At 63.3% G+C, this 20,699-nt stretch carries 17 protein-coding genes; 16 read left to right on the top strand and 1 reads right to left on the bottom strand.

Annotated elements, in window-relative coordinates; genetic code table 11:
• Positions 1 to 15: 15 nt before the first annotated feature.
• The 15 genes from C8C92_RS25040 to C8C92_RS24970 all read left to right on the top strand — a co-directional run bounded on the left by C8C92_RS25040 (position 16) and on the right by C8C92_RS24970 (position 18,747).
• Positions 16 to 297 (top strand): hypothetical protein, encoded by a 282-nt coding sequence (locus C8C92_RS25040; RefSeq protein WP_116745560.1) that lies wholly within the window; start codon positions 16 to 18, stop codon positions 295 to 297.
• A complete protein-coding gene (locus C8C92_RS25035; RefSeq protein ID WP_116745559.1) occupies positions 294 to 1,997 on the top strand; it encodes a PepSY-associated TM helix domain-containing protein in 1,704 nt (567 codons plus the stop codon). The genes C8C92_RS25040 and C8C92_RS25035 overlap by 4 nt, the downstream gene beginning before the upstream one ends.
• Positions 1,994 to 2,335 (top strand): DUF3325 domain-containing protein, encoded by a 342-nt coding sequence (locus C8C92_RS25030; protein ID WP_096237848.1) that lies wholly within the window; start codon positions 1,994 to 1,996, stop codon positions 2,333 to 2,335. The genes C8C92_RS25035 and C8C92_RS25030 overlap by 4 nt, the downstream gene beginning before the upstream one ends.
• Before the next feature lie 91 nt (positions 2,336 to 2,426).
• Positions 2,427 to 3,614: an efflux RND transporter periplasmic adaptor subunit gene (locus tag C8C92_RS25025; RefSeq protein ID WP_116745558.1), complete on the top strand. Its 1,188-nt coding sequence runs from the start codon at positions 2,427 to 2,429 to the stop codon at positions 3,612 to 3,614.
• Positions 3,615 to 3,619: 5 nt separating this feature from the next.
• A complete protein-coding gene (locus C8C92_RS25020; protein ID WP_116745557.1) occupies positions 3,620 to 5,614 on the top strand; it encodes a MacB family efflux pump subunit in 1,995 nt (664 codons plus the stop codon).
• 140 nt (positions 5,615 to 5,754) lie between these two features.
• Entirely contained in the window at positions 5,755 to 6,285 is a 531-nt protein-coding gene (locus tag C8C92_RS25015; RefSeq protein WP_099762139.1) for a sigma-70 family RNA polymerase sigma factor, read from the top strand.
• 1 nt (position 6,286) lies between these two features.
• Positions 6,287 to 7,246, top strand: a complete 960-nt coding sequence (locus C8C92_RS25010; protein ID WP_279340951.1) for a FecR domain-containing protein — start codon at positions 6,287 to 6,289, stop codon at positions 7,244 to 7,246.
• Between the two features lie 80 nt (positions 7,247 to 7,326).
• Positions 7,327 to 9,840 carry a TonB-dependent receptor gene (locus C8C92_RS25005; protein ID WP_116745555.1) on the top strand — a complete coding sequence of 838 codons (2,514 nt, stop codon included), beginning with the start codon at positions 7,327 to 7,329 and terminating at the stop codon, positions 9,838 to 9,840.
• Positions 9,841 to 10,011: 171 nt separating this feature from the next.
• Positions 10,012 to 10,956 carry an ABC transporter substrate-binding protein gene (locus tag C8C92_RS25000; RefSeq protein WP_099764410.1) on the top strand — a complete coding sequence of 315 codons (945 nt, stop codon included), beginning with the start codon at positions 10,012 to 10,014 and terminating at the stop codon, positions 10,954 to 10,956.
• Between the two features lie 231 nt (positions 10,957 to 11,187).
• Positions 11,188 to 11,991, top strand: a complete 804-nt coding sequence (gene ccsA, locus C8C92_RS24995; RefSeq protein ID WP_116745554.1) for a cytochrome c biogenesis protein CcsA — start codon at positions 11,188 to 11,190, stop codon at positions 11,989 to 11,991.
• Positions 11,988 to 12,248, top strand: a complete 261-nt coding sequence (locus C8C92_RS24990; RefSeq protein WP_034746591.1) for a PP0621 family protein — start codon at positions 11,988 to 11,990, stop codon at positions 12,246 to 12,248. Before ccsA ends, C8C92_RS24990 begins: the two co-directional genes overlap by 4 nt.
• A 121-nt stretch (positions 12,249 to 12,369) precedes the next feature.
• Positions 12,370 to 13,425 carry a sigma-54 dependent transcriptional regulator gene (locus C8C92_RS28060; RefSeq protein WP_116745553.1) on the top strand — a complete coding sequence of 352 codons (1,056 nt, stop codon included), beginning with the start codon at positions 12,370 to 12,372 and terminating at the stop codon, positions 13,423 to 13,425.
• Entirely contained in the window at positions 13,425 to 14,036 is a 612-nt protein-coding gene (gene ampD, locus C8C92_RS24980) for a 1,6-anhydro-N-acetylmuramyl-L-alanine amidase AmpD (protein WP_116745552.1), read from the top strand. The genes C8C92_RS28060 and ampD overlap by 1 nt, the downstream gene beginning before the upstream one ends.
• A 382-nt stretch (positions 14,037 to 14,418) precedes the next feature.
• Positions 14,419 to 17,373, top strand: a complete 2,955-nt coding sequence (locus C8C92_RS24975) for a ribonucleoside-diphosphate reductase subunit alpha (RefSeq protein WP_116745551.1) — start codon at positions 14,419 to 14,421, stop codon at positions 17,371 to 17,373.
• Between the two features lie 222 nt (positions 17,374 to 17,595).
• Entirely contained in the window at positions 17,596 to 18,747 is a 1,152-nt protein-coding gene (locus tag C8C92_RS24970) for a ribonucleotide-diphosphate reductase subunit beta (protein ID WP_099762146.1), read from the top strand.
• 720 nt (positions 18,748 to 19,467) lie between these two features.
• Here C8C92_RS24970 and C8C92_RS27675 read toward each other — a convergent pair.
• Positions 19,468 to 19,917 (bottom strand): hypothetical protein, encoded by a 450-nt coding sequence (locus tag C8C92_RS27675; RefSeq protein WP_207781048.1) that lies wholly within the window; start codon positions 19,915 to 19,917, stop codon positions 19,468 to 19,470.
• On the opposite strand from C8C92_RS27675, the gene C8C92_RS24965 reads away from it, so the two are divergent.
• Positions 19,886 to 20,692, top strand: coding sequence for a hypothetical protein (locus C8C92_RS24965; protein WP_207781047.1), 807 nt, complete (start codon positions 19,886 to 19,888; stop codon positions 20,690 to 20,692). The two genes, C8C92_RS27675 and C8C92_RS24965, sit on opposite strands and share 32 nt — an antisense overlap.
• Positions 20,693 to 20,699 lie beyond the last annotated feature (7 nt).

Below are 20,699 nucleotides of genomic sequence, written 5' to 3'. Positions count from 1 at the left end.
ACAGGGAGCGCCGCGATGATGAAATCGGCCAATATGCTGTTGTTCTCGCGCGTGCTCGCCGCCGTCTTTGGCGGCTATGCCCTCACGTCCGGCGTGGCCGTGCTGTTGTCGGCCGTGCTGCCGCTGTCGCGCGCCGAAGCCGTGCTGACGGCCACTCTGAGCGCCTTCGTCGTCTACACCTGCGCCGTGGTCTGGGTCTTTGCCGTGCAAGACCTGCGCCGCGCCTGGCTCGGCATGCTGCTGCCGGCGATTCTGTGCGGCGGCCTTGGCCTGCTGCTGTCGCGAGGTGCCGCATGAACGCCGTCAAGGTAGACAAAGTGGTGAAAACGCCGCAACAGGGCGGCTTGCGCCAGGCCATGGCCTGGCTGCATACGTGGAGCGGGCTGTGGATTTCCTGGCTGCTGTTCGCCATTTTCCTGACCGGCACCCTGGCCGTCTTCGACGACCCGATCGGCCACTGGATGACGCCCGAACACGCTCTGGAAGAGGCGGCGCATGCGAACGATCCGCCGCTGCCGAAGGTCACGGACCGCGCGCACCGCCTGGAACTGGCGCTCGACTTCATGGCCAAAGAACACCCGAAGGCGGACATGTGGGAAATCTGGCCGGTGCAGCGTCCCGACCACGGCTTGTCCGCCTACTGGTTCCAGCCCAGCGGCGGCTACGGCTCGGCGGACCTCGATCCGCTGACGGGCGCCGTCATCGAACATGCGCGCGAGGTAACGCAGCGCGAGACCATCGGCGGCCACCACTTTGTCGATTTCCACTACGAACTGCACGCGGGACGCATCGGCGTCTGGATCGTCGGCATCACCACCATGATCATGCTGGTGGCGCTGGTGAGTGGCGTCATCACGCACAAGCGCATCTTCAAGGATTTCTTTACCTTCCGCCCGGCCAAAGGCCAGCGTTCGTGGCTCGACGCGCACAACGCGGTGGCCGTGCTGACCTTGCCGTTCCAGTTCATGATCGCCTACACGGGCCTGGCATTTTTCAGCGATGACTATGTGCCGGCCCCCGTGGTGGCGCAATATGGCATGGACAATCCCAAGAAAGCCTTCCTGGCCGACTGGAACGATGCGGGCAAGCCTGCGCGCTCGGGCCAGCCGCTGGCCATTCCCGCGCTGGAATCGTTTGCGCAGCGCGCCGAGCAGGCCATCGGCCAGGAAATCCGCGCTGTGGTGCTGGACAATCCGAACGACGCCTCCATGCGCGTGTGCATGTATGGCTGGAACGAGGATACGGAACTGCTCACGCGCATCAGCGCCAATACGGGCAGGGCCTGTTATGCGCTGGCCACGGGCGAGCAGGTTGCCGTGCGCCTGCCGGGCGAGTCGGACACGGGCGGTGCGGGCCTGACGCGCTCCGTCATGTCGAACCTGCACATGGTCGGTTTTGGCGGCACGCCGATGCGCTGGCTGTACTTCTTTTGCGGCCTGGCCGGCACGGCCATGATGGGCACGGGCGCGATCATGTTCATGGTCAAGCGGCGCCAGAAGTCCGGTGGCGAGTTCGGCGCCTATACGCAGCGCGTGTACCGCGTCATCGCCTGCCTGAACGTGGCGGCGATTGCCGGCCTGTCGATCGCTTGCGTGGGCTTCCTGTGGGCCAACCGTTTGATCCCCGTCGGCATCGAGCACCGGGCAGGTTGGGAAGTGCGTGCCTTCTTCGGCGTGTGGTTTTTGATGCTGGTGCACGCCTGCCTGCGCGCGGAAAAGCGCGCGTGGATCGAGCAACTGGGCTTGCTGGCGGCTCTGTGCCTGCTGCTGCCGGTGCTCAATGTCCTGAGCACGGGCGACAACCTGGTGGCGCAGGTCGCGCGCGGCGACTGGGAAAGCGCCGGCGTGGAACTGGGCAGCATGGCCTTCGGCCTGCTGGCCGCCTGGGGCGCGTGGAAAGTCCGGAAGCGCAAGGAAAAGCCGCTTGAAAAAGCCGCCGCCAGAGAAAACGCTGCGCCCACGGCCAGCCTGCATGTCACTACGGAAGGACAGTCATGATCAACACCATCCTGTGCGCGCTTGGCCTGTCGTATGCGGGCATGGCCAGCCTCTCGCTGGCGATGGATCGCCACCATGGCCAGGTCTGGGGCAGGGACGCGGCGCCGAACGTGCGGCGCGCGCTGCAACTGGCGGGCGCCATCCTGCTGGCGCTGGCCATCTGGCCTTGCGTGGCCGGCTGGAGCGCTACCGTCGGCGTGGTCGCCTGGCTGGGATTCATCGGGGCGGGAGCGCTGCTGGTGGCCCTGCTGCTGCCGTATGCCCCCCGCTTGCTGTTTCGTAGTTCCCTGCTGGCAGCCGTCGCCGCGCTGGCAGGGCTTGTGACGTTCCTGCGGTGATGACCACCGCCATTTTCAAGGATAGACCGATGTATTTTTCACGCCTGGCGACACCGATTGATGTTTTGAATGTACTGAAGGCGGCTTCCTGATGGCGGCCCGCCTGCCTTCCCGCCGCGCCCGCATTCTGGGCGGCGCGGTCTTGCTGGCGCTGTTTGGCGCCGGTGCCCTGTGGGCCACGCGTGGCCCGGCCACCGTGTTCGACACGGCGCCCGTCAAGCGCGGCAATATCGAGGCCAGCGTCACGGCCATCGGCACCTTGCAGCCGCAAACCTATGTCGATGTGGGCGCGCAGGTGTCGGGCCAGATTACGCGCCTGCACGTGCAGCCCGGCAGCGCCGTGGAAAAGGGCCAGTTGCTGGCCGAGATCGACCCCAGCGTGCAGCAAGCCACGGTCGACGCGGGCCGCGCCGCCCTGGCGGGCTTGCGCGCGCAGCTGGCCGACCAGCAGGCGCAGCACCGCCTGGCCGGCCAGCAGCATGGCCGCCAGAAGCAGATGGCCAAGTTCGACTCGACGCCTTTGGCCGACCTGGAAACGGCCGAAGCCACGCTGGCCTCGGCCGGCGCCAAGATCGACCACCTGAAGGCGCAGATCGACCAGACCCAGGCCAGCCTGAAGGCGGACGAGGCGCGCCTCGGCTATACGCGCATCTACGCGCCCATGGCTGGCAAGGTGGTGGGCCTGGACGCCAAGGAAGGGCAGACCCTGAACGCCACGTACCAGACGCCGAACATCCTGCGCATCGCCGATCTGTCGGCCATGACGGTATGGACGGAAGTGTCGGAAGCGGACGTGCGCCGCGTGCGCCCGGACATGCCCGTGTACTTCACCACCCTGGGTGGCGACCAGCGGCGCTGGAGCGGCAAGGTGCGGCAAGTGCTGCCGGCCCCGCCGGTGCCCGGTGGTTCCGCCGCCGGCACGGCGCTGGCGCCGTCGACCAGCAAGGTGATTTTATATACCGTGCTGTTCGACGTGGATAACGCCGATGGCGAACTGATGCCGCAGATGACGGCGCAGGTGGTGTTTGTCACGGCAGCGGCAAACAATGTGCTGGCCGTGCCCTTGCCGGCCCTGAAACCGTCGACGGAAGAAGGCGCCAAGCCGGGGCAGTTCACGGCCCGCGTGATGGATGCGGACGGCAAGGTCGATACGCGCGCCGTCACCGTGGGCGTGCGCAACCGCCTCAGCGCGGAAGTGCTGCAAGGCTTGCGCGAAGGTGAATTGCTGGTCACGGGCGAGCAGCCGGGCAGCAGCGGCGCCAGCAGGTTCCAGTTATGAGTGCCATGAGCGAGGCCGCGTCACTGGGGCAACCGGGAGAACCTGGCCAGCCGGCGCCACTGATTGAACTTGCCGGCATCCGCAAGCGTTACGGCGGCCACGACGGCGCGCCGGCCGTGGAAGTGCTGCGCGGCCTGACCTTGTCCATTGGCGCCGGTGAATTCGTCGCCATCGTGGGCGCGTCCGGTTCCGGCAAATCGACCCTGATGCATCTGCTGGGCTGCCTGGACCGTCCCAGCGACGGCACCTACCGCTTCGCCGGCCAGGACGTGGCCAGCCTGAATCCCGATGAACTGGCGTGGCTGCGGCGCGAAGCGTTCGGCTTCGTCTTCCAGGGCTATCACCTGATCGCCACTGAATCGGCGCGCGAAAACGTGGAAGTTCCGGCCCTGTACGCGGGCATGCCGGCCGCGGCCCGCCACGCCCGCTCGGAAGCGCTGCTCAAGCGCCTGGGCCTGGGCGACCGGCTCGACCACCGGCCGAATCAATTATCGGGCGGGCAGCAGCAGCGCGTGTCGATCGCGCGCGCGCTGATGAATGGCGGGCGCATCATCCTTGCCGATGAACCGACGGGGGCATTGGATAGCAGCAGCGGCGCCGAAGTCATGGCTCTGCTGGGCGAACTGGCCGACGCGGGCCACACCATCATCCTCATTACGCATGACCGCAAGGTGGCGGCCCAGGCGCGCCGCGTGATCGAGATCAGCGATGGCGAAATCATCGCAGATTCGGGCGCCATCGCCATCCCCGCTACGTCGACGGCCCTGCCGCCGCTGGACATGTCGCGCGCCGCGCATGACACTGGCGCGTCGCTGGGCACGGAATTGCTCGACGCGGCGCGCGCGGCCTGGCGCGTGCTGTGGATCAACCGCTTCCGCACGGGCTTGACGCTGCTGGGCATCGTCATCGGCGTCGCTTCCGTGATCGTCATGCTGGCCATCGGCCTGGGCACGCGCCAGCAAGTGATGGCCCAATTGGGCGCGTTCGGCTCGAATTTGCTGTACATGGCGTCGCGCGGCGAAAGCTCGCGCATCCCCGGGCGCAGCATCACCCTGGCCGACCTCGATGCGTTGAAAGACGTGCCGGGCATCACCCACGTGCTGCCGAATGTCACGGGCAACAAGGTGATACGCCACGGTAACCTCGACGTGCAGACGTATGTGCGCGGTACGGGGTCGGCCCTGCCGCAGATCCAGACCTGGCCGGTGGCCAAGGGCGGCTTCTTTACCGAAGAAGACGAGCGCGAGATGGCCACCGTGGCCGTGCTGGGCGCGCACCTGGCCGAAAAACTGATGCCCGATGTGGCCAATCCCGTGGGGCAGAGCATCCTGATCGGCAATGTGCCGTTCCAGGTGATCGGCGTGATGAGCGCGAAGGGCGCGCTGACGGGCGAGAAGGATGAAGACGACGTGCTGCTGCTGCCGTTTTCCACGGCCGGCATCCGCGTCTTCGGCCAGCGCGAGCCGACGTACACGGTGATGGCGGTGGCCGACGTCAAGCGCGTGACGGAAGTGGAGGCGGCGGTCGACGCCACGATGTTCGAGCGCCACCGCATCCGCGACTATGGCATCAGCAACGCGGCCGCGTCGATCGCCGCCGAAGCCAAGACGCAGGACAACATGACCATGATGCTCAGCCTGATCGCTGCCGTGTCGCTGGTGGTGGGCGGCATCGGCGTCATGAACGTGATGCTGATGACGGTGCGTGAGCGCACGCGCGAAATCGGCATCCGCATGGCGACGGGCGCGCGCCGGCGCGACATCCTGCGCCAGTTCCTCACCGAAGCCGTGCTGGTGTCGGTGGTGGGCGGCGTGGCCGGCATCGTGGTCGGCGTGACGGTGGCCGGCTTGCTGCTGGTATGGGACGTGCCGGTGATCTTTTCGCTGAGCGCCATCGCCGGCGCGTTTGCCTGCGCCGTGGTGACGGGGCTGGTGTTTGGCTTCATGCCGGCGCGCAAGGCGTCGGGACTCGATCCGGTGGTGGCGCTGGCCGGACAGTAGGTGTTGTAAAAACGGTTGTAAAAACGCCGGCGCAATGCCTGCCATCGCGGCCAGGCATTGCGCCGGCGTTGTTGTTTCGGCTAAAATGAGAATAATTCTTATTTGCATTGGTGCCAGGCGCCTGACAGGAAAGGATGCCCATGTCGGCCGCCGACTTCGCCCTACAGCAAGACCACTCTTCTCCCACGCATGCCGCCCAGGCGCTGTACCAGCAGCACCACGGCTGGCTGCATGGCTGGTTGCGCTACAAGCTGGGCAATGCCTTTGACGCGGCCGATCTGGCGCACGATACCTTCGTGCGCATCCTGGCCGGGCGCGACATCGTCGCTATCAGCCAGCCGCGCGCCTACCTGACGACGGTGGCGCGGGGCATCCTGATCAACTGGTATCAGCGCCAGGCGCTCGAACGCGCCTATCTCGACGCCATCGCCCTGTTGCCCGAACTGCAAGCGCCATCGTGTGAAGAGCAATTGCTGATCCTGGAAACCCTGCACCAGGTCGACGCCATGCTCGATTCCCTGCCGGCTGTCGTGCGGCGTGCCTTTTTGCTGTCGCAGCTGGAAGGGCTCACGTATGACGCCATCGCCGTGCGGCTGGACGTGTCGCTGGCCAGCGTGAAGCGCTATATGAAGCAGGCGTTCCTGGCATGCCTGCAGCTCGATGGCGACTAGCGTGGGCGCCCGTGTTCCGATTGATCCACGCGTGCTCGAGCAGGCGGCCGACTGGCTGATGCAGCTGCACTCGGGCGCGGCCAGCGCGCAGCAGCGGCTTGCCTGTGAGCGCTGGCGCGCCAGCGACCCGGAACATGCGCGTGCCTGGCAGCGTGCCGAAGCGTTGCTGGGAAAACTGGGCGGCCTGCCGCCGGAGCTGGCCATGCCGGCGCTGGACCGCTCGCGCGAATTGGACCGCAGCTCGGCGCGCCGCGCCGCGCTGCTGAAACTGGCCGCCTTGCTGGCGGTGGTGCCCGGCGCCTGGCTGCTGATGGAGCAGCAGGGCTGGCGCCACGATTACCGCACGGCCACTGGCGAGCGGCGCGACATCGTGCTGGCCGATGGCAGCCGCATCAGCCTCAATACGGCCACCACCCTGGACGTGCAATTCGATGGCGCGCAGCGCCTGCTGACCCTGCGGCAGGGCGAAATCGCCGTGCAGACTGCCGCCGATGCGCAGCGCCGTCCCTTCCTTGTCGCCACGGCCGAAGGCCGGCTCGAAGCGCTGGGCACGCAGTTTTCCGTGCGCCAGGATGATGGCCGGACGCTGCTGGCGGTGCGGGAAAGCCGCGTGCGCGTGCGCGCGCGCAGCGGTGCGCAGCACATCATTCCAGCGGGACGGCAAGTGGCCTTCACGGCGGCGGCCATCGGCGAACCGGCGGCGCTGGACGGCGGCGCGCTGGCGTGGCAGCGCGGCATGCTGCTGGCCGACGACATGCGCCTGCACGATTTTGCGCTGGAACTGGGCCGCTACCGGCCCGGCATCGTGCGCTGCGATCCCCGCGTGGCCAATGTGCGCGTCTCGGGCGCCTTTCCCATTACGGACACGGATGCGGCGCTGGTGATGCTGGTATCGACCTATCCGCTGGCGGTACGCACGCGCCTTGGCGGCTACTGGGTCACCCTGGATGCACCTGAATAAATAGTTGAAAAAACCTGACACTTTTTTCGCGCCGGGCTGGCAAGGGGAAGAAGATCCCATTGCCATGTAAAGGAAACGTCATGCCTGCAGCTCCCCTCCGTTCCATCGTTTTTCTCGCCGTCCACCTGGCCGTGCTGGCCATGGCCGCGCCCGTCCATGCCGCATCGCCGGACGCGCCCGCCGCGCGCAGCGTCGCGCTGCCGGCTGGCCCCCTGGGCCGTAACCTGTCCACCCTGGCCGTCGAGATGGGCATCGCCCTGTCGTTCGATCCAGCTCTGACGGCGGGGCTGAGCAGCCCGGCCCTGAGCGGCAGCTATACGCCGCGCGAAGCGCTCACGCGTCTGCTGGCCGGCAGCGGCCTGGAACTCGTCGGCCGCAGCGACGGCAGCCATACCTTGCAAAAAGCGCTGCCGGCAACGGCTGCCGCTGCGGCCACTGCCGCCAGCGCCGCGGATGAGCAAACCCTGGCCGCGATTCGCGTGCGCGCGCGCCGCGCCGCCGATGGCAGCACGGAAGGCACGGGCTCGTACACCAGCCGCGTCACCAGCATCGCTTCGAAGACGGACCAGTCGTTTCGCGAAATTCCCCAGTCTGTATCGGTGGTGACGCGCCAGCAGCTCGATGACCAGGACGTCAAGGATATCGGTGGCGCCATGGCGCTGACGCCGGGCATCACCTTGCAGCGTGTAAACGGCCACGCCTACAATTTCTATTCGCGGGGCTTCCAGATCGACAGCATGCAGATCGATGGCGGTGCGCCCTTCAATATCGGCAGCTACACCGCGACGGCGATCCAGGATATGGCGATGTACGACCGGGTCGAGGTGATGCGCGGCGCGTCCGGCCTGCTGTCCGGCGCCGGTGATCCGGGTGGCATCATCAATCTGGCGCGCAAGAAACCTCTTGAGCGTCGACAACTGGCGGCCGCTCTGTCGGCGGGTAGCTGGAGCAATTATCGCGCCGATATCGACGCCACGGGCCCGCTCACTGACGATGGACGGCTGCGCGGGCGGGTGGTGGTCATGTATGAAAATGATGGCTCCTTCATGCGCCACTTCCGTACGGAAAAGGCACTCGTGTACGCGGTGCTGGAAGCGGACCTGCCCACGGGGTCGCTGTTGACCGTGGGTGGTTCGCACAGCAAGCGCGATACGAATGGCAGTGGTTCCGGTCTGCCCCGTTATGCCGATGGCACGGATTTGCAGCTGCCGCGCTCGACCAATCTGAGCCAGCCCTGGGGGTATGTCGACAATGCGGTCACGGAACTGTTTGCCCAGCTTGAACACCGCTTTGCCACTGGCTGGAAACTGAAATTGAATGCCAGCCACGTCGAGCAGAGCGCCAAGGGACGCGGCACGTTTACCACCGGCGCCGTGCAGCCTGGCGGCAGCGATGGCGTGGTGTGGGCCGGTACGCGCAACAATGCCTGGAATCACCAGAATGTGCTGGACCTGAATCTGACGGGCAATTTCAAGTTGCTGGGACGCACGCACGAGTTGCTGCTGGGAGCCGACCGGCAGAAGGTCACGAGCTACTGGGATTCGGCCCGGCAGACGGGGGCCGGCAGTACGCCGGCCAATCCTTTCAATCCCGATGCCACGCCATGGGCCGGCGGCGACAATGGCCCTGTCTGGTACCGTTTTCATCCATGGGAGCAGGAACAGTATGGCGCGTATGGCACCGTGCGCCTGCATCCCAGCGACCAGTTGCACGTGGTGCTGGGCGCGCGCCTGGCCCGTTACAAATTCAAGCAATACGTGGCATCCCTCGATGGCGACACGGGCGTGTGGGCGCCCGACTCGGACAGCCGCTTCAGCGAGCCGACCAAGCTGACGCCGTATGGCGGCATCATTTACGACCTCAATGCACAGTGGTCGGCATATGCCAGCTATTCCGCCATCTTCAAGCCGCAGGCGCTGTACAAGGCGGGGCCGATGCCGGGCACCTCGCTCAAGCCAATCACGGGCAAGAGCTATGAAGGCGGCTTCAAGGGTGAACTGCTCGACGGGCGCTTGAATGCCACCTTCAGCCTGTTCCATGTCGAACGCAATGGCGAGGCTGTGCTCGACCCCAGTTATCCGGAAGAAACCGATCTGTATGCGGGCAATTGCTGCTATCTGCCGCAAGGCAAGGTGACCAGCCGTGGCGTGGATATGGAAGTGGGCGGCGAACTCTTGCCTGGCTTGCAGGCCGCCGCCGGCTATACTTTTAACCACAGCAAGAATGACAGCACGGGCTTGCCTTTCAGCAGCATCACGCCCAAGCATCTGTTCAAGCTGTCGACGGCGTATACCTTGCCTGGCGCCTGGTCTGCCTGGAAAGTGGGCGGCAACGTCGCCATCCAGAGCGCCAGCTACACGAGTGGCACGGTGCTCACGCGCGCCGGCGCCGTGCAGGACTTCCAGTTTACGCAGGGCGGCTATGCCGTCTGGAGCGCGCTGGCGCAATACCGCATCGATCCCCGCTGGTCGCTGGCCCTGAACGTCAATAATCTCTTTGACAAGCGCTACTATGAAAAGACGGGCTACTCAGGCGGCGGCAACTGGTATGGCGCGCCACGCAATGCGAGCGTGACCCTGCGCGCCACGTTTTAAACAGGGCGGGCTGGCCAGGGCAAAAAAATGTTGCCCTGCCCCCAACACGCGGTACTATCTCCCATAATAAAAAAAGCTGTGTTTAATGCCCTTGCGGGCACACACCAACCACCACAGGAGAACCCGATGCAGAAGAAATCAACCTTGAAGACCGGTATCGCCGCCGCCCTCATGCTGGCGTTCGGCATGGGCGCCGTGCAGGCCCAGGCACAGGAAGTCGTGCGCCTGGGTAATTTGAAATTCGCCCACTACGGCGCCGTGTCGTACATCAAGGAAATTGCGCCCAAGTGCGGCATCAAGGTCGAAGAGCATATCTTCGCCAAGGGCCTCGATGTGATGCAGGCGATTATCGCCGGCGAGCTGGACGTGGGTGCGACGGCGTCCGAAGCGGCCATTTCCGGCCGTGCCGGCGGCGCGCCCATCTATGTGGTGGCCGGCTTTGCCAAAGGCGGAGCGCGGCTGGTGGGGGGCGCCGGGCAAAAGATTGCCAGCGTCAAGGATTTGAAGGGCAAGCGCGTGGGCGTGACGCGCGGCGGCATCCAGGAAGTGCTGCTGCTGGCCGAGCTGGCGCAAGCGGGCCTGACGTATGCCGACACCAAGGGCAAGGATGTGCAACTGGTGTTCCTGGCCTACGCCGACTTGAACCAGGCGCTGATGGGCAAGAATATCGACGCCATGATGCAGTCGGAACCGCAATCGTCGCAGGCGATCAACAAAGGTTTTGGTACGGAAATCCTGAAACCGTACGACACGCCGATCGGCGAACCCGTGCGGACCATGGTGATGACGGAAAAGTTCTACAAAGAACGCCGTCCGGTGGCGGAAAAATTCATGCGCTGCTTCGTCGAAGCGACCAAGACCTTTATCGACAACAAGGCGACGGCGGAAAAGTATGTGCGCGAAGTCGTGTTCCGCGGCCAGATCACGAAGGATGACTTCGACGATGCGATCAGCAATTCGCCGTATTCGTACGACATCTCGCCCGAGCATATCCAGGTGACCACCGATGTGATGGTGAAAACGGGCGTGGGCCGCATGACGAAGCCGCCCGTGGCCAAGGAGTGGGTCAAGACGGACTTGCTGGAGCAGGCGAAAAAGAGCTTGAATGTAAAGTAAGCCGGAGATTGGCAGTGCCCGATGGCCCGCTTGAGCGGGCCATCATTTTTTGCGGCACACTGATATATAGGCAGGTGGTGCGAAAGATTGCCAAAATCTTGAGGGTGCGCTACCCCGTTGCGCCTCAGGCGCGATATCATGGCAGGCTTGCAGCATTGGCTGGCGGCGGAATGCCTGTCACCCTGGCTGTCGCTTGAATCGCGCTTGTCGGCTATGGTGTAAACTTAAACTATGCAGATCTATTTCTTTCTTATCGCCGCCCTGTTGTACGCGGCGTGCGCGGTGCTTCCCTCGTCCCGTGCCCGGCTCATTGCCGGCCTGACCGGCGTCGCCTGGCTGGCGCACGCCGCCACCCTGTGGTTCGACCTGATGGCGCCGGGCACCTTGCGCTTCGGCTTTTCCGCCATGCTGTCGGCCGCGCTGTGGGTATCGGTGGGCGCCTACTGGATAGAGAACCGCAATTTCAGTCTGGATGGACTGCGCCGCATGGTCATGCCCAGCGCCGTCCTCGCCATCGGCCTGGCCTGGGCCTTTCCTGGCAGCCAGGTCAGCATGGAAGGCAAGTCGGCCGTCTTCGGCTGGCATATTGCCGTGGCCGTGCTCGCCTATAGCACCCTGACGATTGCCGCCTTTCACGCCGTGCTGATGGCGCTGCAGGAATCGCGTTTGCATACGCGCAGCGAAAGCCGCGGCTTCATCGGCACGGCGCTGGACCAGTTGCCAGCCCTGCTGACGATGGAAAAGTTGCTGTTTCGCATGATCGGTCTGGGCTTCATTCTGCTGAGCCTGACCGTGCTGTCAGGCATCGTGTTTTCCGAACAATTATTTGGCAAGGCCTTGACCTGGGATCACAAGTCGGTGTTTACCATGCTGTCGTGGCTGTTGTTTGCCTCGCTGCTGGCAGGCCGGCGCTTCCGCGGCTGGCGCGGCAAGACGGCCCTGAGCTTTACCCTGGCCGGTTTCGCCACCTTGCTGCTGGCCTATGTCGGCAGCCGTTTTGTACTGGAAGTGGTTTTACACCGAGGATTCGCATGACACGTGTTTTATTCTGGCTGGCGCTGGTGTTCCTGGTGCTGTTTGCTATCCGCAGCAAGATCCGTGGCATGCAGCAACGGGCCCGCGCGCAGCAGCAGCAACAGCCGAACCCGTTTGCGCCGCCTGGCCGGCCGCAGGAATTGCCGGATGCCGAACTGATGCTGTGCTGCGCCCACTGCGGCGTGTACTACCCGGCCTCGGAAAACGTGCAGGCCAAGGGCCATGATTACTGCAGCCACGCGCACGCCACGTTGTAAGGGCAGGTCGCCGGCAGACTCGCTCGCGTTGCTCATCCGTATCGTAACGTCCTCCTGCCTGCGCCCGGCGTAGCATCTGCAGCAGGCGCTTCGTCGCCGCCATTGCAGAAAGGCGCGTCCCATGTCCAGTCCCCGCCCCAGCCCGCATACCGTGACCGCCGCCGGCATGCCACCGGCGCCGCAACTGAGCGGCAATTCGCTGCCCATGCAGGCGCTGCGCGCGCAGATCGGCCGCATCGCCCGCTGTGGCGCGCCGGTGGCCATCCGCGGCGAATCGGGCACGGGCAAGGAATTGGCGGCGCGCGCCATCCATGCGCAGGGCGCGCGCGCCAGCTTCCCGTTTATCGCCGTCAACTGCGGCGCGATTCCCGAAGCGCTGATGGAAGCCGAATTCTTCGGCTGCCGCCAGGGCGCCTATACGGGGGCGCATGAGCGCCAGGGATTGTTCCAGGCGGCCCATGGCGGCAGTTTGCTGCTCGATGAAGTCGACGATCTGCCGCTGGCCATGCAGGTCAAGCTGTTGCGCGTGCTGCAGGAGCGGCGCGTGCGCAAGCTGGGCGGTAGTACTGACGAGGCCGTCGACGTGCGCATCCTGTGCGCCAGCCAGCATGGCCTGGCGCGCGGTGTGGCCGCCGGCACGTTTCGCCAGGATCTGTTTTACCGCCTCCATGTGATCGAGCTGGCGCTGCCGCCATTGCGCGAGCGGCGCGGCGATCTGCAGGTATTATGTGAGGTGATCCTGGCGCGTCTGGCGCCACGCCAGGCCGTGAGCCTGGCGCCGCCGGTGCTGGCGGCTTTGGCCGCGTATGCGTTTCCCGGCAATGTGCGCGAACTGGAAAACCTGCTGGAGCGGGCATTGGCCTTTGCCGACGGCGGCGTGATTGCACTCGACGCGCTGGCCTTGCCGTCCGCGGCGGGCAGCATGCCGCTGCAGGCGCCGCCGGCATTGCCGGACTTGCCGGAGCGGCAACTGTGCCTGCCCGGCATGGCGGCATATGGCGTGCCGCCCGCTTTGCCGCTGGACATGTATTTACGCCAGGCCGAGCGCGACATGATCATGCAGGCGCTGGTGCAGGCGCGCTATCACCGCGCACGGGCGGCGCGCCAGCTGGGCCTGAGCGTGCGCCAGCTGCGTTACCGCATGCAGAAATTGACGATACAGGAAGCGTTATCTTGATGACAGCATGGACGATAGATGAAGACGGCTGGTGCGACGGCGCGCTGCGCTATGACTCCCAATACCACGATGCGCGCCCGGACGGTGCGCAAGTCGATTTGCTGGTGGTCCATAACATCAGCTTGCCGGGCGGCCACTTCGGTGGACCGCATGTGTCGGACTTGTTTACCGGCCGGGTAGACTATAATGCCGATCCTTCTTTCGCCGACCTGCGTGGCTTGCAGGTGTCGGCGCACTTTTTTGTGCGGCGCGATGGTGCTCTGTTGCAATATGTTTCTACTGATCAACGTGCCTGGCATGCGGGCGCGTCCACGTTCGAAGGGCGCCCGCAGTGCAATGGCTATTCCATCGGTGTCGAAATGGAGGGCACGGACTTTGTCCCCTTCCAGCCGCAGCAATACCGCGTGCTGGCGGCGCTGACGGCGGCGCTGGTGACGCGCTACGGGCTGTCCCAGGTGCGCGGCCACGCGCATATTGCGCCGGGGCGGAAGACGGATCCGGGGCCGTTTTTTGACTGGTGTTTTTATCAAAAATGCTGGCTGGAAACTATGCGCGGGCAGCCTGCGTTAGCGCTTACTACGCGGGGATTGGGCTTTCCATCCGTGCCCTGAAAAGTCAACCGAAATCGTATATGAAAATACAAAAAATTACGCTGGCGGATGCCGGAAAACTATTGCATCGCCTTTCGATGGGCACTACAATTAGTACATAACTTGGATTTAAAGACTATATGTAGTGCCATCACAGACATTTTCAGAATTATTACCAAAGCTACCCTGTTTGTTGATATGGCAACGGGAACTGGCGTTTCATCACCCTTGATCGTGTTTCGCGCCAGCCGGGCTGTACAGGTTGGCCGTCTGATTTTCGGCTGTATATTATTTATTATCTAGCAACAAATACCTGAAGAAACCCTGACCATCGGGCGTTCTATTCAACAACACACGCGGCAGCAAAACTGCAGGCTGACTTTAGCTGACAACGGGAGCTTCAATGCAATCACCACAAGATATTTCCATCCATCCAACGCCAGTATCGCCAGCGCCAGGCGCGGCCAATAGCGTGGCGAGCACCGGCGCGGCATTGGGCGACTATCGCATCATCCGCCGCAACGGCGCGGTGGTGGCATTTGAGCCTTCGAAGATCGCCATCGCCATGACCAAGGCGTTTTTGGCCGTTAACGGCGGCCAGGGCGCCGCTTCGGCACGCGTCCGCGAACTGGTGGAGCAACTGACCGACGGCGTCGTCGCCGCGCTGGTGCGCCGCCATCCGGGTGGCGGCACCTTCCATATCGAAGACGTGCAAGACCAGGTGGAACTGTCGCTGATGCGTTCGGGCGAGCACGATGTGGCGCGTGCCTACGTGCTGTACCGCGCCAAGCACATGGAAGAGCGCCGCTTGCAGAAGGAGGCGCTGGGCGCTTCCGCGCAAGTGACCGCACCCCAACTGAACGTCACTGACAACGGCGTGCGCCGCCTGCTGAACATGCAGGAAGTGCGCGACCTGATCAACGCCGCCTGCGCCGGCCTGGAAAAGCACGTCGATGCCGACGCCATCCTGGCGGAAACGGTGAAGAACCTGTACGACGGCGTGCCCGTCGAAGAGCTGCACAAGTCGGCCATCCTGGCGGCGCGCGCGCTGATGGAAAAAGATCCGGCCTACAGCCAGGTCACGGCCCGCATCCTGCTGCACACGGTGCGCAAGGAAGTGTTCGGCAAGGAAGTGCCGCAAGCGGCCGCTGCCGCCGAGTACCTGACGTATTTCCCGCAATATATCGCCAAGGGCATCGCCAACGATCTGCTGAACCCGGTACTTGCCAGTTTCGACCTGGAACGCCTGGCCAAGGCCATCGTTGCCGACCGCGACTTGCAATTCGGCTACATCGGCCTGCAAACGCTGTATGACCGCTACTTCCTGCACATCCATGACGTGCGCATCGAAATGCCGCAGGCGTTCTACATGCGCGTGGCCATGGGCCTGTCGCTGAACGAAGCGGACCGCGAAGCGCGCACCATCGAGTTCTACAATCTGCTGTCCTCGTTCGACTTCATGAGCTCGACGCCGACCCTGTTCAACTCGGGCACCCTGCGCTCGCAGCTGTCGTCGTGCTACCTGAGCACCGTCTCGGACGACCTGGAAGGCATCTACGACGCCATCAAGGACAACGCGCTGCTGGCCAAGTACGCCGGCGGCCTGGGTAACGACTGGACGCCAGTGCGCGCCCTGGGCGCCCACATCAAGGGCACCAACGGCAAGTCGCAAGGCGTGGTGCCGTTCCTGAAAGTGGTCAACGACACGGCCGTGGCAGTCAACCAGGGCGGCAAGCGCAAGGGCGCCGTCTGCGCCTACCTGGAAACCTGGCACATGGACATCGAGGAATTCCTCGACCTGCGCAAGAACACGGGCGACGACCGCCGCCGCACGCACGACATGAACACGGCGAACTGGATTCCCGACATGTTCATGAAGCGCGTCATGGAAAAAGGCGAGTGGACCCTGTTCTCGCCATCCGAAACGCCAGATTTGCACGACCTGGTCGGCAAGGCCTTTGAAAAGGCTTACCTGGGCTACGAAGCCAAGGCCGCCGCCGGCGAAATCCGTTCGTTCAAGAAAATCGCCGCGCTGGACCTGTGGCGCAAGATGCTGTCGATGCTGTTTGAAACGGGCCACCCATGGATCACGTTCAAGGATCCTTGCAACATCCGCAGCCCGCAGTCGCACGTCGGCGTCGTCCACAGCTCGAACCTGTGCACGGAAATCACGCTGAATACGGGCCCTGACGAAATCGCCGTCTGCAACCTCGGTTCCGTGAACATGCCGGCGCACATGAAGGAAGGCAAGCTCGATCACGTCAAGCTGGCCAAGACCGTGCGCACCGCCATGCGCATGCTCGACAACGTCATCGACATCAATTACTACGCCGTCGAGAAGGCGCGCAATTCGAACATGCGCCACCGTCCGGTCGGCATGGGCGTGATGGGCTTCCAGGACTGCCTGCACATGATGCGCATCCCGTTCGCTTCGGACGCCGCCGTCAGCTTCGCCGATACCTCGATGGAAGCGGTGTGCTACTACGCCTACCTGGCGTCGACGGAACTGGCCGAAGAACGCGGCCGCTATGAATCGTATGCCGGTTCGCTGTGGGACCGTGGCATCCTGCCGCAGGACTCGGTCAAACTGTTGGCCGAAGAGCGCGGCGGCTACCTGGAAGTCGATTCCTCGTCGGCCATGGACTGGACCCCGGTGCGCGAACGCATCGCCAAGTTCGGCATGCGCAACTCGAACTGCGTGGCGATCGCCCCGACGGCGACGATTTCGAACATCATCGGCGTATCGGCCTGTATCGAGCCGACGTTCCAGAACCTGTATGTGAAATCGAATCTGTCGGGCGAATTCACCGAGATCAACGGCTACCTGGTGCGCGACCTGAAGGCGCGCGACCTGTGGGATGAAGTCATGATCTCCGACCTGAAGTACTTCGACGGTTCGCTGGTGAAGATCGACCGCATCCCGCAAGACTTGCGCGACATCTACGCCACCGCCTTTGAAGTGTCGCCAAGCTGGCTGGTGGAAGCGGCTTCGCGTCGCCAGAAGTGGATCGACCAGGCCCAGTCGCTGAACATCTACATGGCTGGCGCGTCGGGCAAGAAGCTCGACGAGACCTACAAGCTGGCATGGCTGCGTGGCCTGAAAACCACCTACTACCTGCGTACCATCGCCGCTACCCACATGGAGAAATCGACCTCCAAGACGGGTGCCCTGAACGCCGTGGCAGTCGATGGCGGCATGTCGGCCAGCGCCCAGAGCGCACAGGCAGCGATCGTGGCGGCAGCCGCTGCCGCCGTGGTGGCACCCGTGGTGGCAGCTGCAGCGGACGACGCCGATGGCGAAGCCTGCTACCTGCGTCCGGGAGATGACGGTTTCGAAGAATGCGAAGCCTGCCAGTAAAAACCTGCTGCGCAGCCCCCTCTCGGGTTCTGTGTTGCTCACCGTACTAAAGTACGGCTGCGCTACTCGACCCGATATCGGGCTTGCTCGCGACGGTTTTTAAAAATTTTAGTTGTCAGTCCAGCGCTGCTGGGCTGATTCAATGTTGTTAATGTCCGCATTGTCCGATTCAACGGGCCTGTTGCGGATCGCCGGCTCGCCGGCATGGAAAGGAAGAAGATTATGTCGTTGTCCTGGGATGATGAAACCACGTCGGCAGCTGTGCCGCGTCCGGCGCAGCAAGCGCCATTGGGAAATACCGAATTGAACCTGCCGGCCGGTGCCGAACCGTCCGAAGCGAACGCCGAGCAAGTGGCGCGCCGCGTGAATGCCGACGACAAGCGCATCATCAACGGCAAGACGGACGTCAACCAGCTGGTGCCGTTCAAGTACAAGTGGGCGTGGGACAAATACCTGGCCGGCTGCGCCAACCACTGGATGCCGCAGGAAGTGAACATGCAGCGTGATATCGAGCTGTGGAAAAACCCGAACGGCCTGACGGACGACGAGCGCCGCCTGGTCAAGCGCAACCTGGGCTTCTTCGTGACGGCCGACTCGCTGGCCGCCAACAACATCGTGCTGGGCACCTACCGCCACATCACGGCGCCGGAATGCCGCCAGTACCTGCTGCGTCAGGCGTTCGAGGAAGCGATCCACACGCACGCCTACCAGTACATCGTGGAATCCCTGGGCCTGGACGAAGGCGAGATCTTCAACGCCTACAACGAAGTCAAGTCGATCCGCGACAAGGATGAATTCCTGATCCCGTTCATCAACACCCTGACCGACCCGGCATTTACCACCGGCACAGTGGAAAACGACCAGAAGCTGCTGAAATCCCTGATCGTGTTTGCCTGCCTGATGGAAGGCCTGTTCTTCTACGTCGGCTTCACGCAGATCCTGGCGCTGGGCCGCCAGAACAAGATGATGGGCGCTGCCGAGCAGTACCAGTACATCCTGCGCGACGAATCGATGCACTGCAACTTCGGCATCGACTTGATCAACACGATCAAGATGGAAAACCCGCAGCTGTGGACGGCCGAATTCCGCGAAGAGATCAAAGTGCTGTTCATGCAAGCCGTGGAGCTGGAATACGCGTACGCGGAAGACACCATGCCACGCGGCGTGCTGGGTCTGAACGCACCGATGTTCAAGGGCTATCTGCGCTTCATCGCCAACCGCCGCGCGCAGCAGATCGGCCTCGAGCCGCTGTTCGCGCAAGAGGAAAATCCATTCCCGTGGATGAGCGAAATGATCGACATGAAGAAGGAACGCAACTTCTTCGAGACGCGCGTGACCGAGTACCAAACGGGTGGTGCGCTGAACTGGGAATAATCCTTTTTCAGGCTACGCCAGGAAGCGCCGTCCTCGTGACGGCGCTTTTTTTTTCGCGTGCATGGCGGTGGAAAAATGCATGCTTTATTCAGCGCTGCGACGAGGCTTGCGCGAGGATTTTCGCCTGCTGCGAAGGGGCGCATGGCGGGTCCCAAAAATCATTTCAGGAGACGCTGGCGGCGGCATTTGCCGCGCGATTGTGCGATAGCACGCGTAACGTGCAAAAAAGCGGGTGAAAACGTGTCGTGCCGGTTGCGCATTGACAAGGTTTTCGTGTACTTTATGAGATTGCAAATGCGAGCGTTAGAATGCGGGGTTTTTTAACCAGCGCGGTAGCAAAAAAAGCTCGCAAAACAGGGATACAGATTTACACGGATATGCACAAAACCACACCGTTTTCGTCTGCCGCCGTGCCCGAATTTTTTCAGGCATGGCGGTTTTTTATTTGACGCATGGGTGTTGTGGCGAGCGCGATGCGAGGAGCGAAAAAACGCACGGCATCGAAAACGAATGACCGAATTCAGACTTTGCCACCAGCTGCGAGATAAAGCAGGGTGGCACCGACGATGGCTGAAGTGCTGCAAACGTGAGGAGTTGCAGCAGTTCAGCTGGTGCCGAATTCATTAGCGCAAACGACCGTTTGTGCCGATGAATAATTCGCCTGGCCTATCCCTGTGGTGGGTCGGACGGGTTTAAATCTTGTAGCTTAAATTTCTCATCTCAGATGAAGGAGAGACAAATGGCAACAGCCGCTAAGAAATCAGAAGTAAAGAAACCAGCCGTCAAGGCTGCTCCTGCCGCGAAGAAGCCGGCAGCCGCAGTCAAGACGGTTGCCGCTAAACCAGCTGCCAAAGCCGCAGCGAAACCAGCCGCCAAACCAGTCGCCAAAGCCGCAGCCAAGCCTGCAGCAAAAGTGGCTGCCAAGCCGGCAGCAAAAGTGGCAGCCAAGCCAGTAGCAAAAGCCGCAGCGAAACCAGCGGCCAAGGCTGCAGCAAAGCCGGCAACCAAGCCGGCAGCCAAGCCAGCCGCGAAAGTGGCAGCGAAACCTGCCGCCAAGGCAGCAGCCAAGCCAGTGGCGAAAAAAGCCGTTGCCAAGCCAGCAGCAAAAGCTGCAGCAAAACCAGCAGCCAAGCCAGCAGTGAAAAAAGCCGCAGCGAAACCTGCCGCCAAACCGGTCGCCAAGGCAGCAGCCAAGCCTGCAGCGAAAAAAGTCGTCGCCAAGGCAGCAGCCAAGCCGGCCGCCAAAGCAGCAGCCAAGCCAGCAGCAAAAGCGGCAGCCAAGCCAGCGGCCAAGGTAGCAGCGAAGCCCGCAGCAAAAGCGGCAGCCAAGCCAGCCGTCAAGGCAGCAGCGAAAAAAGCCGTTGCCAAGCCGGTAGCCAAAGCAGCAGCCAAGCCAGCAGCTAAGCCAGCAGCGAAAGCCGCAGCGAAACCTGCCGCCAAAGCAGTAGCGAAGCCAGCAGCCAAGCCAGCAGCGAAAAAAGTCGTCGCCAAGCCAGCCGCCAAAGCAGCAGCGAAGCCGGCAGCCAAGGTAGCAGCCAAGCCGGTAGCGAAAGTTGCCGCCAAGCCAGCAGCTAAAGTAGCCGCCAAAGTAGCCGCCAAACCGGTCGCCAAAGCAGCAGCGAAACCTGCCGCCAAGGTCGCAGCGAAACCTGCAGCCAAGCCAGCGGCCAAGGTAGCAGCGAAGCCAGCAGCCAAGCCAGCAGCGAAAGCCGCAGCGAAACCTGCCGCCAAGCCAGCCGCAGCGCCAGTCGTGGCAGCAGCAGCTCCAGCGGCACCAGTCGCCGTGGCCGCCAAGCCAGCCGCCAAGAAGGCCGCGCCTAAAAAGGCCGCACCGAAGAAGGCAGCGCCTGTCGCCAAGCCATCGGCACCTATCGCACCTGTAGCAAAAACCGTGTTGGCACCGGCTGCAGCCTGGCCATTCCCAACCAGCACCCGCCCATCGTAATTCTTGC

It is taken from the genome of Janthinobacterium sp. 78, from assembly GCF_003096775.1.
Lineage (GTDB): Bacteria > Pseudomonadota > Gammaproteobacteria > Burkholderiales > Burkholderiaceae_D > Janthinobacterium > Janthinobacterium tructae.
Note: the sequence above shows the minus strand (reverse complement) of the source record. Positions and strands in the feature narration are given on the sequence as shown.